The sequence below is a fragment of the Pectobacterium colocasium genome, from assembly GCF_020181655.1.
In the GTDB taxonomy this organism is placed as follows: Bacteria; Pseudomonadota; Gammaproteobacteria; order Enterobacterales; family Enterobacteriaceae; genus Pectobacterium; species Pectobacterium colocasium.
Genome location: NZ_CP084032.1, coordinates 2,893,920 through 2,906,536 on the forward strand (window position 1 = coordinate 2,893,920; position 12,617 = coordinate 2,906,536).

Here is a 12,617-nt window from a genome sequence, read left to right on the forward strand (position 1 = left end):
GGGTCATAAATTTCAATGTCAGCGGATTAACGTCAGTAACGCGCCCTGTTCCTGCACGGTGTTTCCGGCGGTAGGCAGAACATCAACGTAATCTTCGCTATTGGTGATAATGACGGGCGTTGTCGTGTCATAACCGGCCTTCTCAATCGCCTGATAATCAAACTCCACCAGAAGATCGCCCTGCTTCACGACATCGCCAGTCTTGATGTGTGCAGTGAAATACTGACCATCCAATTTCACCGTATCGATACCGACGTGAATGAGCACCTCAGCCCCCTCCTCCGATTCGAGCCCAATGGCATGGTTGGTCTTGAACAGCGAGGCGACCGTGCCATTCACAGGTGAAACCACGCGCCCGGCCTGCGGCTTAATCGCAATGCCTTTTCCCATCAACCCACTGGCGAACGTTTCATCACCAACCTGTTCAAGCGGCAGCGCCGTGCCCTCGATGGGACTGCTTATCTCTTGCTTACGCGTCGCATCACTCTGGCGTGGTGTCGCTTGCGGTGCAGCCACAGGAGCATTAGCGTCTGTCGTTTTTTCTTGCGCCGGAATCCCAAACGCCCAGGTTGCTACCGCCGCGAAGGTAAAGGCAATCACCGTACCAATAATGGCGGCCCAGACCGTGTTATCGACACCTGTCGGTGGGATAACCTGGGTAAAGGTAAAGATGCTCGGGAAGCCGAAGGAATAAATCGTGGTGTTGAAATACCCCAGCACACCAGCGCCGATTGCACCGCCCAAACAGCCAAAGATGAAAGGACGCTTCAGCGGCAGCGTGACCCCATACACCGCAGGTTCTGTAATACCAAAGATTGCTGCCGAAAATGCCGAACCAGAAATCCCTTTCAGCTTCATATCACGCGTACGCAGCAGCACGCCCAGCACCGCTCCCGCCTGCCCTAATACCGCAGGCGTCAGCAGCGGCAGCAGTGTGTCGTGGCCCAACACGCTGAGGTTGTTGATCATCAGCGGCGTCAAGCCCCAGTGCAGACCAAAGATCACGAACACCTGCCACAGCGCACCCATCAGTGCGCCCGCAATCGTGGAGTTCAATCCGTAGATCAACTGATAGCCACCAGCCAGCATATGTCCAAGCCAGGTTGCCGCTGGCCCAATCAGCAGGAACGTGACGGGGACCGTGATACAGAGGCACAGCAGCGGCGTGAAGAAATTGCGAATATTGATATGCAATATGGCGTTCAGAGGCCTTTCCAAACGTGAAGATAGCCAGGCTGAGAAAATAATCGGAATAACAGAAGAAGCATAATTAATAAAGGTGATCGGAATACCCAGGAAATACAGCTGCTGATAATTCGCATTCTGCATCGCGCCAAATTCGGCGATCATGGAAGGATGTACCAGCGTGGCGCCAATCACCATTGTAACGAATGGATTTCCACCAAATTTTTTCCCTGCGGTATACCCTAACACCACCGGGAAGAAAAAGAATAATGCATCGCTTGCCGCAAACAGAACTTTATACGTTCCGCTGGCTTCAACCATCCATCCGCACACTAAACTCAGTGCTAAAAACCCCTTTAAAATACCGGAAGCAACCATGACACCAATTAACGGCGTAAATATTCCAGAAATAATATCGATAAAGCGGGAAAGAAGATTTCCTTTCTTCTCATAGTCGTCCCCAACATTTTCGGAATCAGTCTGGTCGCGCAACCCGGAAATATCCAGTAAGCTGCGATAGACATCGCTGACGTGATTGCCTACGACGACCTGAAATTGTCCGCCGCTTTCAACCACCATGATCACGCCTGAGTTATCTTTCAGCGCTGCGGCATCCGCTTTTTTGTTATCTTTTAATTTAAAACGTAATCGGGTTGCACAGTGTATTACACTAATGATGTTGCCGCGTCCGCCGACACCATCGAGTATCTCGCTTGCTAATGCTTTGTATTCCATCGTCTATCCTTAATGCTAAACAGACTTAAATATCAATAATTTAAGATTGCCAGTTCTGTTTGAGACAAAAAAAAACCTAAATCGCTTTTCCCAATAAGCATTGAGAAAACGATTTAGGTTTTGCCTGCCCGCCGAGACTAGCCTGACAGTAACAATCCTGTTTATGTGCCCGCACAACGACTGTGCCGACAATAAAACTTACTTCATCTGATAATTTGCTTTCCACATACTTTATGCTTTCACTTTCACCGTATGCAAGAATATTTACCTTGCCATACGGCTATTTTGTGACGAAAAGCAAATTAGCAGAAATTATTCCCCATCACCGGGTTCTATTTTATCCTGACCTTCTGTCCGGACACGTTCAATATGAATCGTTAAAAACATCAACTCTTCTTTCGTTAACGTGTAGTGGTACTTTTGAATAATGTGTGCCTGTATTTTTTCCGCACAGCGATAAGACAGTTGATATCGTTCTTTCACGACATCATGTAATGACTCATCATCACTAAATACCGTGCTTTTTCCTATTAACCGCTGTGCGAAGAACTTCAGATGCGTCACAAAGCGGTGATAGCTTAATGCGTGTTCGTTATAATCCAGATTCAGCTGATATTTTACAATATTCAGTATTTCCTGCATGATTTTGGTAATTTGCAGGACTTCCGGCATTTCGCTATCGAGCTGCGCGTTCACCAGATGCAAAGCAATAAACCCGGCTTCATCTTCCGGTAAGCGCACGGCCAAACGCTGCTCAATAATATCCAGCGCTTCCAGGCCGACAGCGAACTCTTTTGGGTACAGACGCTTTATTTCCCATAACAACACATTGCGGATATCCACCCCTTGTTTATGGCGCTCTATCGCAAAATGACAGTGATCCGTTAAAGAGATATAGACGCTGTTTTGCAATTTCCCCGGCAAACGATCTTTTGCCAGCAAAATGATCTTATCTGCTGTCGTAATGACCTCCATCGGAATCTCTGACAGCAACTCCTGTAGACGTGATGTCAGTTCCCCGGATTTCATCACAAACACACGTTCAATCAGCGTTTCGTCCAGCAGGTCGCCAGAGTGCTTTTTGAAGCCCAGCCCGCGTCCCATCACAACCGACTCATTATTGTTTTCGTCGATTACGGTAACGACATTATTGTTGAGTATTTTGGCAATCTTCATTTTTCAAACCCTGGAAACAAAAAAACCAGACACCCGTAGCAAGAACGAGCATCTGGTTTTGCCTGCTTACGCAGTAACAATCCGCAATGGCAGCTAAACTACCATCTGCCTTCATCTTCTCAAGAAGCATGACACAAAAACGTGATACGGATCGACAGAAAAGCGCGCTGCTTACACGTATTTTCTTTATTTATTGCCCGCTGTTACAAGAATTGCTCACTTGCCTCGGTTCGCTGTAATCGCGCATTCCTGCCGCGAATGACTTAGGCAGTTGCGCAACAAAGTTAGGGAAAAACACCAAATCGCTCAGTTTTTTGCGTAAACGCGACAAAATATTCAATTTCATTCCTTTTACCACCTTGTTTCTCGTCGCTTAATAACTATAATACGGAACGTCGTTTCAATTGAATGGTTTCAGCTAAACAACGTGCCACTATCAATAACATTATTATCAACGGCATCGCCAACGCGAACTCCGCTAATCCCATGCGACGAGCGACTGCGCACATCATCATCCATTCACGACGACCATCTATACTTACCTTTTCTATACTGTTTCCTCATTGATTCTTTCCAGCGGCTTGTCTCACATCGCCACTGGTTCACTCGTTTTTTTATCCATCACAACTTGTAGAAACTATCGTATGAAAAAGACAAAAATTGTTTGTACCATCGGGCCGAAAACAGAGTCAGAAGAAGTGCTGAGCAACCTGCTGTCTGCCGGCATGAATGTTATGCGCCTGAATTTCTCGCACGGGGATTACGCAGAACACGGTCAACGCATCAAGAACCTGCGTGCCGTTATGGAAAAAACCGGCAAGAAAGCCGCTATCCTGCTTGACACCAAAGGCCCGGAAATCCGCACCATGAAGCTGGAAAACGGCGCTGACGTAACGCTGACTGCGGGTCAGACGTTCACGTTCACCACCGATCAGAGCGTGGTAGGTAACAAAGATCGCGTCGCGGTCACGTACGCGGGTTTTACTGAAGATCTGAGCGTCGGCAACACCGTTCTGGTTGATGACGGCCTGATCGGTATGCAGGTTACGGCAATCAACGGCAACGATGTTGTTTGTAAAGTGCTGAACAACGGCGATCTGGGCGAGAATAAAGGTGTCAACCTGCCTGGCGTTTCCATCCAACTGCCGGCACTGGCTGAAAAAGACAAGCGCGATCTGATTTTCGGTTGCGAGCAAGGTGTCGATTTCGTTGCCGCATCCTTTATTCGTAAGCGTTCCGACGTTGAAGAAATTCGCGCTCACCTGAAAGCACACGGTGGCGAACACATCCAGATCATCTCCAAGATCGAAAACCAGGAAGGCCTGAACAATTTCGACGAAATCCTGGAAGCGTCTGACGGTATCATGGTCGCTCGTGGCGATCTGGGCGTTGAAATCCCTGTAGAAGAAGTGATCTTCGCGCAGAAAATGATGATCGAAAAATGTAATCTGGCACGCAAAGTGGTAATCACCGCAACGCAAATGCTGGACTCCATGATCAAAAACCCACGCCCTACCCGCGCAGAAGCCGGCGATGTTGCTAACGCCATCATCGATGGTACCGATGCTGTGATGCTGTCTGGTGAAAGTGCGAAAGGGAAATACCCGCTGGAATCCGTTACCATTATGGCAACGATCTGTCAGCGCACAGATTCTGTGATGAAAAGCCGTCTGGATAGCATCAAGACGCCTCCAGTATTGCGTATCACCGAAGCGGTCTGCCGCGGTGCGGTAGAAACTGCAGAGAAACTGGATGCGCCGCTGATTGTCGTTGCAACCAGCGGCGGTAAGTCTGCCAAATCAATCCGCAAATACTTCCCGAATGCCCGCATTCTGGCGCTGACCACGAACGAAGTCACTGCGCGTCAACTGCTGCTGAGCAAAGGCATTGATACGCTGCTGGTGAAAGAAATCGCTTCTACCGATGACTTCTATCGCATCGGTAAAGAAGCCGCGCTGAACAGCGGTTATGCGCAAGCTGGCGATGTTGTGGTGATGGTTTCTGGCGCACTGGTTTCCAGCGGCACCACCAACACCTCTTCCGTACACCGCCTCTGATCCCAATAATCAGATCGGTAAAAAGCGCCTTAATGGCGCTTTTTTTATATTCTGAAACGACTTTCTACAGTGCGATAACCTAATTAATGCGTTTGCGTAACACGCCATTTAATAGCCTAAAGCCTCGGAGTTATCCGATAAAAATAGCACTGTTTTCCTTACTTTTTTAATGAATATGTAAAACTCGCTGTTTCTTTGAGCGAACGATCAAAATTAAGCATGTTCTCATCAAAAATTTATTCTCATTAGAAAAAAGTTTGTGTAATACTTGTAACGCTACATGGAGATTAACTCAATCTAGAGGGTATTAATAATGAATCGTACTAAACTGGTACTGGGCGCGGTAATCCTGGGTTCTACTCTGCTTGCTGGTTGTTCAAGCAACGCTAAAATTGATCAGCTGTCTTCTGACGTTCAGACTCTGAACGCTAAAGTTGACCAACTGAGCAACGACGTGAACGCAATCCGCTCTGACGTACAAGCTGCTAAAGACGACGCAGCTCGTGCTAACCAGCGTCTGGACAACCAAGTTCGTACTTACAAAAAGTAATCGAGCTGGTTAAGTAGTGAAAATGGCGCACATTGTGCGCCATTTTTTTGCCTGCGTTTTACGCTTTCAGCTTTCCCTTTCAATCCCTTTGTCGCCTGTTCATCCTTCCTCGCTATCTCTAAGCCAGCACAGATGCGCCTAAACGCATCTGGCCAATTTATTTCATTATCAGCGAGCGGTGGTACTGATAGCCGTGATCGGCGCTGCCTGATGCGTTCCAGGCGCTTCTGGCGATGATTCTACCGGTGGCTGATAGGTATTGATATCTTGCCCTACGCTCACCACGATCGGCATCCCTGAACGACGCACAATCGCATCAGCAACCGCTTTACTGTCCGTTTCTGCATCTTTGACAAACTTCTGCGTCTTCGCCGTCAGCGGAATCGGCATGGTTTGCGGATCGTCCTTATCGGTCTTGGATAAAGGCTGATGCACTTCAACGTAGCGTTTGCCGTCCGGTTCAACGGAGGTTTTAATCGCATCGTTAACAATCTGCACTCGCGTACCGACTGGCACATTGTCGAACAGCGCTTTAATGTCATCCGGGCGCAGACGAATACAGCCGGAGCTCACACGCATGCCGATACCGAAGTCCGCATTCGTTCCGTGCAGCAGATAAACGCCGCCGTGCGCAGACAGACGCAACGCATGTAATCCCATCGGGTTATCCGGGCCAGCCGGAACGACAGCGGGCAGTTTAATGCCCTGCTCTTCAAGATAATGTTTACGAATGTTCGCCGTTGGCGTCCAGGTCGGATTCTCACGCTTCTCACTCACGCTGGTCGTCATCAGTGGCGTATTGCGCCCCAATTGACCGATGCCGATTGGGTAAACAATGACGGTATTCTTCCCTTTCGGGTAGTAGTAGAGACGCAGCTCAGCAAGATTGACCACAATACCTTCACGCGGGGTATCCGGCAGCAGCATTTGCGTGGGGATCGTGAGTGTGGAACCCGCGGTCGGCAGGTAAGGATCCACGCCAGGATTCGCTTCCATCATGCCCAATAAACCAATCTTGAAATCCGCTGCGATAGCTTCCAGCGGACGACCATCATTGGGGACCGTATAAGCGATATTCTCGCCGATAAGGCGGCTATTTGGTGGCGGTAGCGGATATTCCGTCGCTTTGGCGGCGGTGCTGGCCAGATATGCCGCGAAGGCCATACCAAGTAAAGTTAACGCGCGTTTCATATTAGGTTCCCTACAATCAATAACATCTGGTTATGCACCCAGAATGTACTATCCGGCTATACCTCTTGATCGGGTGTCAATCCGGCTATTACTGCCTCTCTCCACCGAACATGGGTATATATTAGCATTGTTGTAACAAAAGAATATTTTATTTAAAAATCAAAGCATTGATATTCAATTCTTTACAAAGCAGAGTCAGCATAAAATTTAACGGGAAATAAATATACGGGACGAATTCTGAAATATCAGCGAGTTAATAAATATACCGGAAAGCAATAACATACCGTTGATAAAAACCAGTAAGTAAAAAAACAAAAAAGCGCTGGACGTTTTTTACGTCACAGCGCTTTTTTACACTTCAGGAAAGCAGAAAACAGGGAAGAAAATTAAAGCAGTGCTGCGGCATGCGCACGAATCGCGCGCAGCATCGCCTCAAGCCCCTGGGAGCGAGATGGCGTCAGATGTTGATTCAACGCCAGCGATTCAAAGAAAGGTCGCACATCCAGCTCAACGATTTCCTGCGCTGTCAGCCCCTGATACAGGCTGAAAACCACCGCAATCAGTCCCTTCACAATAGCGGCATCGCTGTCGCCGTGCAGAGTGATAACGCCCTGCTCATCAGGCTGTGCCACAATCCAAACCTGGCTCTGGCACCCCGAAATCAGGTTATCTGAATTACGCCATTCATCAGTCAGTGGATCAAGTCGCTCACCTAACTCAATGATATAAAGATATTTCTCTTCCCAGTCATTACAGCGTGCAAAGTTGCGCGCCAGTTTCTGCGGTTCTGGCAGACTCGCCATGTTTTCCTCCCCGAACAGTATGCGCGCGGCGCTTAACTGCCCAGCAATCGATGGATACGTTGCAATCCGGCAACCAGCCGGTCAATTTCTTCGCGTGTAGTATAAACGGCCAGCGAGGCGCGGCACATACTGGGAACACCATAGTGTTCCATCAGCGGCATCGCGCAATGGTGGCCGGTGCGAATCGCAATACCGTAACGATCGAGGAAACTTCCAACATCATAGGCGTGGTGCTGCCCAAGATTAAACGCAATAACACCGTGACGCTCAACAGGGCCGTACAACGTCAGATCGGGCACCTGCGTTAGCGCTTCCAGCGCATACTGCATCAGTGAGGATTCATAACGTTGAATCTCTTCCCGTCCCAGCGCCGTCACATAGTCCAACGCGGCACCTAAGCCCATGATGCCGCCCGTGTTGGGCGAACCGGCCTCAAAGCGCCACGGTGAATCCGCATAGGTGGTGCCTGTACGCAGACTAACCTGACGAATCATCGCCCCGCCGCCTTCCCACGGCGGCATGGCCTGAAGCAGGTCACGTTTGCCGTACAGCACACCAATACCTGAAGGGCCGTAGATCTTATGTCCTGAAAAGACAAAGAAATCGCAGTCCAGATCCTGCACATCGACAGGCTGATGCATAATCGACTGCGCGCCATCAACCAACACGACTGCGCCAGCCGCTTTTGCTTGTGCGATCATGGCCTTAACCGGATTCAACGCACCGAGTACGTTAGAGATGTGCGTCACCGCCAGCAGGCGAGTACGTTCATCCAGCAATGTGGGAAGCTGTGCAACATCCAGCGAGCCATCTTCGGCCAACGGCAATACGCGAACCTCAACGCCACGCGCTTCCGCCAGCATCTGCCAGGGAACAATATTCGCGTGGTGTTCCATCTCGGTGATGATCAGGTTGTCGCCCGGCTGGATGAAGGTGCGGCCATAGCTGTTAGCCACCAGATTGATGGCCTCCGTCGTCCCGCGAACAAAGACAATCTCGTCTACCGAAGCGGCATTGATAAAGGCTGCCACCTTTTCGCGCACGGCTTCCATCGCACTGGTCGCCTGCGCGCTCAGCGTGTGAATGCCGCGATGCACCGCCGCGTATTCATGGCGATAGAATTCTGCTTCACGTTCGATAACCGACTGCGGTTTTTGCGCACTCGCCGCGCTATCAAGATAGGCTAACGGCTGGCCGTTAACTTCATTTGCCAGCACCGGAAAATCGGCTCGAACCCGCTCAATAGGATAACTCATCATACCGCCTTGCCGGCATTCGCCAGCGCGTTTGGCAAACGCTGTGCGATACGTTGCAAAACCACATCTCGCAGAGAGTCGTTTTCAATCGCTTCTGTGACTTCCGCCGCGAAGGCGAAAATGATCATCTGTTGCGCATCCTGCTGCGTAATACCACGGGAACGCAGATAGAACAGTTGTTCTTCGTCCATACGGCCAATAGTGGCACCGTGGCTGCATTTCACGTCATCCGCGTAGATTTCCAACTGCGGCTTGGTATCAACCTCAGCCAGTCTGCCCAACAGCAGGTTATTGTTGGTCATCTGCCCGTCAGTTTTCAGCGCATGAGGCGCAACTTTTATCATGCCGTTAAACACCGCTTTGGCGCGATCGTTGACGATGACTTTATGCAACTGACGGCTTTCGCCGTAACCCTGATTGTGTTCCAGATACGTTCGCGTATCGCACACTTCGCTGCCAACCGGCAGAATCAGGCTGTTCATGGACAGATTGGTGCCTTCGCCATTCAACTGAGCGCTAGTGTTGTGACGCGTCAGCCCCGCTCCCAGCAGGAAGCTGTGGCTACGAACCCGTGCATCACGTGCCAGCACCAAATCGTTATGCGCGAAGTGGTAGCTCGCTGCCGCTTCAAACGCCAGTTTATAGTGACTCACCTGACTGTTTTCCGCCGCATTCACCGTCAGGCGTGCGCCGGTAAAGTGGGCATGCTCATCCAGACTGACGTAGTGCTCAATAATTTCCGCACTCGCACCGCGTTCAACGTTCAAATGATGGCGATGGTGAACGGTGTTCAATGCCGCCGCCTGACTGCTGCTGATGTGCAACAGGTAAAGCGGTTTGTCCGCCTGCTGTCCGGCAGCCAGACGAATCAGCGTGCTTTCACTCGCCAGACTTTCGGTCAAATGCAGGAACACCTCGGACTGGATGGCCGCAGGCAACACGCCCTGCGCACGCGACGCCTGCACGTCAACCTGATAAGGGCCCCATGCGCTGTCGCTGAGCTCAGCGTTGAATACACCATCGACAAACACCAGACGCCAGCTATCCACCGCTAAAGCCAGTGACTCCACCGCTGCGCGATCGAGAGACTGGGCCTGCGGCGCAACAAACTCGTTGCTCAGCAAACTATCCAGTGGCGTGTATTTCCAGTGCTCGTGCTTACGGTGCGGTAAGCCAAGACGCACCACGTCCTGCCAATGCTGGTTCGCTTCTTCAGAACGGCGTGACGCATCGCGTTCAAACAAGCCATGCCATTGCTGCAATGCCTTCTCTTGTTTCTGTGCGATGCCGGTTTTACCCGTCGCGTTCTCGCTCGCCACATTATTGCCCGTCGGTAAGCCAGCCATAGCCTTGCTCCTCCAACTGTTTCACCAGCGAGAAATCACCGGATTTCACAATGCGCCCTTGATACAGAACGTGGACGTGATCCGGTTTAATGTAATCAAGAATACGCTGGTAGTGCGTGACGATGATGAACGAACGTTTGCCGTCGCGCAGGGAATTCACGCCGTTAGAGACGATTTTCAGTGCATCGATGTCCAACCCAGAGTCGGTCTCATCCAGAATGCACAGATCCGGCTCCAGCGCCGCCATTTGCAGAATATCGTTACGCTTCTTCTCACCGCCGGAGAAGCCCACGTTGACCGAACGGGTCAGCAGATCTTCCGGCATATTCAACAGTTTGATCTTCTCTTCGATAAAATCGGCGAAATCAAAGCGATCCAGCGGTTCCTGTTCACGATATTTACGCACCGCGTTAACGGAGGTTTGCAGGAAGAACTGGTTGCTGACGCCGGGGATCTCGACAGGGTACTGGAACGCCATGAAGACGCCTTCGCCCGCGCGATCTTCTGGGGACAACTCCAGCAGATCTTTCCCTTTGAAGCTCACCGAACCGTCGGTCACTTCATATTCTTCACGTCCAGCCAGCGTTGCGGAGAGCGTACTCTTTCCTGAGCCATTCGGGCCCATAATCGCGTGGACTTCACCCGGCTTAATGGTGAGATTAAGCCCTTTGATGATCTCTTTGCCTTCTACGCTGACTTTTAAATTTTCGATGCTTAACATGCTTATTCCTTCCAACGCCCAATGTGGCGAGCGCTTAATGAATTCCGGGACCGATGATTCTCATTATTCGTCTGTGAAAATCCCGGTAACCGCCGAATTAACCGACGCTGTGTTCCAGGCTAATCGCCAGTAACTTTTGTGCTTCTACCGCAAATTCCAGCGGCAATTCAGAGAAGACGTCCTTACAGAATCCGTTCACGATCATCGAGATGGCGTCATCTTCGCTGATACCGCGTTGCAGACAGTAGAACAGCTGATCTTCACCAATTTTCGAGGTCGTCGCTTCGTGCTCCAACTGCGCGGTATTGTTGCGCACTTCCACGTAGGGGAAGGTATGTGCGCCGCACTCGCTGCCGATCAGCATAGAGTCACACTGAGTGAAGTTACGGGCGTTGGTCGCGCTTGGCATGATCTTCACCAGACCACGGTAGGTGTTCTCACTGCGTCCGGCGGAAATCCCTTTGGAGATGATGGTCGAACGGGTGTTTTTACCGATGTGAATCATCTTGGTGCCGGTATCGGCCTGCTGGCGACCGTTGGTCAAGGCAACAGAGAAGAATTCGCCGACGGAGTAATCACCGCGCAGAATAACGCTCGGGTATTTCCAGGTGATCGCGGAGCCAGTTTCTGACTGCGTCCATGACATTTTTGAATGCTCACCAGCACACAGCGCGCGCTTGGTCACGAAGTTCAGAATTCCGCCTTCTGCGTCATCTTTACCGGAGAACCAGTTCTGCACCGTGGAGTATTTCACTTCGGCATTCTTGTTGATGATGACTTCCACCACGGCGGCGTGCAGCTGGTAGGTGTCACGAACGGGCGCAGAACAGCCTTCGATATAACTGACATAACTGTCATCATCGGCAATCAGGATCGTACGCTCAAACTGGCCGGTTTTCGCCGCATTGATGCGGAAATAGGTCGACAGTTCCATCGGGCAACGCACGCCTTTCGGGATGTACACAAACGTACCGTCAGAAGCGACCGCCGAGTTCAGCGCCGCAAAGAAGTTATCGTTCGCGGGTACAACCGTACCAAGATACTGGCGAACCAGATCGGGATGTTCCTGAATCGCCTCGCTGAATGAACAGAAGATAATGCCTTTTTCAGCCAGCTCATGCCGATACGTGGTCGCAACGGATACGGAGTCGAAAATTGCATCGACGGCGACTTTCTGGCCTTCACGGACAGGAACACCCAACTGATTAAACGCATTCTCTACTTCGCTGGTCAGGTAATTATTCACATCCGTAATCCCGGATTGCTGCTTGGCACCGGGCTCAGAGCCGCAGCTGTCGTCGCAGTTACCGCAGGAAGGCGCGGAATAATAGCTATAGTCCTGATAGTCGAGTTTCTCGTAATGGGCTTTCAGCCAATGCGGTTCTTCCATCTCCAGCCACGCTTTGTAGGCGTTAAGACGGAATTCCAGCATCCACTCAGGTTCATTACGCTTCGCCGAGATCGCCCGTACGACATCTTCATTGATGCCATGCGCCAGCTCATCGGTTTCCAATTGCGTAAAGAAACCTTCTTTATAGCGTCCATCACCCATCCAGATCTGGACATCATCAGGTACATCTACCGTGCTACGTGCCAT

General features: G+C 50.6%; 11 protein-coding genes. 2 read left to right on the forward strand and 9 right to left on the reverse strand.

The window, feature by feature from the left end:
* Positions 1-18: 18 nt before the first annotated feature.
* The 3 genes from bglF to LCF41_RS12955 all read right to left on the reverse strand — a co-directional run bounded on the left by bglF (position 19) and on the right by LCF41_RS12955 (position 3,442).
* Entirely contained in the window at positions 19-1,920 is a 1,902-nt protein-coding gene (gene bglF / locus LCF41_RS12945) for a PTS beta-glucoside transporter subunit IIABC (protein ID WP_225084966.1), read from the reverse strand.
* Between the two features lie 312 nt (positions 1,921-2,232).
* A complete protein-coding gene (gene licT / locus LCF41_RS12950; protein WP_225084967.1) occupies positions 2,233-3,096 on the reverse strand; it encodes a BglG family transcription antiterminator LicT in 864 nt (287 codons plus the stop codon).
* Between the two features lie 190 nt (positions 3,097-3,286).
* Entirely contained in the window at positions 3,287-3,442 is a 156-nt protein-coding gene (locus LCF41_RS12955) for a hypothetical protein (RefSeq protein ID WP_225084968.1), read from the reverse strand.
* 298 nt (positions 3,443-3,740) lie between these two features.
* Between LCF41_RS12955 and pykF the strand changes: the two genes are divergently transcribed.
* On the forward strand, positions 3,741-5,153 hold the full coding sequence (pykF, locus tag LCF41_RS12960; RefSeq protein ID WP_225084969.1) for a pyruvate kinase PykF: 1,413 nt from the start codon (positions 3,741-3,743) through the stop codon (positions 5,151-5,153).
* 313 nt (positions 5,154-5,466) lie between these two features.
* Entirely contained in the window at positions 5,467-5,703 is a 237-nt protein-coding gene (locus LCF41_RS12965; RefSeq protein WP_005970385.1) for a major outer membrane lipoprotein, read from the forward strand.
* Positions 5,704-5,871: 168 nt separating this feature from the next.
* On the opposite strand, the gene LCF41_RS12970 is transcribed toward LCF41_RS12965, so the two are convergent.
* The 6 genes from LCF41_RS12970 to sufB all read right to left on the reverse strand — a co-directional run bounded on the left by LCF41_RS12970 (position 5,872) and on the right by sufB (position 12,617).
* The gene (locus LCF41_RS12970) at positions 5,872-6,894 is read right to left on the reverse strand and encodes a L,D-transpeptidase family protein (protein ID WP_225084970.1); all 1,023 of its coding nucleotides are present in this window, start codon (positions 6,892-6,894) and stop codon (positions 5,872-5,874) included.
* A gap of 386 nt (positions 6,895-7,280) precedes the next feature.
* Positions 7,281-7,697: a cysteine desulfuration protein SufE gene (gene sufE / locus LCF41_RS12975; RefSeq protein WP_225084971.1), complete on the reverse strand. Its 417-nt coding sequence runs from the start codon at positions 7,695-7,697 to the stop codon at positions 7,281-7,283.
* Between the two features lie 32 nt (positions 7,698-7,729).
* On the reverse strand, positions 7,730-8,953 hold the full coding sequence (gene sufS / locus LCF41_RS12980; protein ID WP_225088174.1) for a cysteine desulfurase SufS: 1,224 nt from the start codon (positions 8,951-8,953) through the stop codon (positions 7,730-7,732).
* Positions 8,953-10,299, reverse strand: a complete 1,347-nt coding sequence (sufD, locus tag LCF41_RS12985; protein ID WP_225084972.1) for a Fe-S cluster assembly protein SufD — start codon at positions 10,297-10,299, stop codon at positions 8,953-8,955. The genes sufS and sufD overlap by 1 nt, the downstream gene beginning before the upstream one ends.
* Positions 10,274-11,020 carry a Fe-S cluster assembly ATPase SufC gene (gene sufC, locus LCF41_RS12990; protein ID WP_014700368.1) on the reverse strand — a complete coding sequence of 249 codons (747 nt, stop codon included), beginning with the start codon at positions 11,018-11,020 and terminating at the stop codon, positions 10,274-10,276. The genes sufD and sufC overlap by 26 nt, the downstream gene beginning before the upstream one ends.
* A gap of 97 nt (positions 11,021-11,117) precedes the next feature.
* Positions 11,118-12,617, reverse strand: coding sequence for a Fe-S cluster assembly protein SufB (gene sufB, locus LCF41_RS12995; RefSeq protein ID WP_225084973.1), 1,500 nt, complete (start codon positions 12,615-12,617; stop codon positions 11,118-11,120).

Excerpts from the sequence above, each read along its gene's own strand:
- bglF (WP_225084966.1), bottom strand. The coding sequence starts at position 1,920 with ATGGAATACAAAGCATTAGCAAGCGAGATACTCGATGGTGTCGGCGGA.
- licT (WP_225084967.1), bottom strand. The coding sequence starts at position 3,096 with ATGAAGATTGCCAAAATACTCAACAATAATGTCGTTACCGTAATCGAC.
- LCF41_RS12955 (WP_225084968.1), bottom strand. The coding sequence starts at position 3,442 with ATGAAATTGAATATTTTGTCGCGTTTACGCAAAAAACTGAGCGATTTG.
- pykF (WP_225084969.1), top strand. The coding sequence starts at position 3,741 with ATGAAAAAGACAAAAATTGTTTGTACCATCGGGCCGAAAACAGAGTCA.
- LCF41_RS12965 (WP_005970385.1), top strand. The coding sequence starts at position 5,467 with ATGAATCGTACTAAACTGGTACTGGGCGCGGTAATCCTGGGTTCTACT.
- LCF41_RS12970 (WP_225084970.1), bottom strand. The coding sequence starts at position 6,894 with ATGAAACGCGCGTTAACTTTACTTGGTATGGCCTTCGCGGCATATCTG.
- sufE (WP_225084971.1), bottom strand. The coding sequence starts at position 7,697 with ATGGCGAGTCTGCCAGAACCGCAGAAACTGGCGCGCAACTTTGCACGC.
- sufS (WP_225088174.1), bottom strand. The coding sequence starts at position 8,953 with ATGAGTTATCCTATTGAGCGGGTTCGAGCCGATTTTCCGGTGCTGGCA.
- sufD (WP_225084972.1), bottom strand. The coding sequence starts at position 10,299 with ATGGCTGGCTTACCGACGGGCAATAATGTGGCGAGCGAGAACGCGACG.
- sufC (WP_014700368.1), bottom strand. The coding sequence starts at position 11,020 with ATGTTAAGCATCGAAAATTTAAAAGTCAGCGTAGAAGGCAAAGAGATC.
- sufB (WP_225084973.1), bottom strand. The coding sequence starts at position 12,617 with ATGGCACGTAGCACGGTAGATGTACCTGATGATGTCCAGATCTGGATG.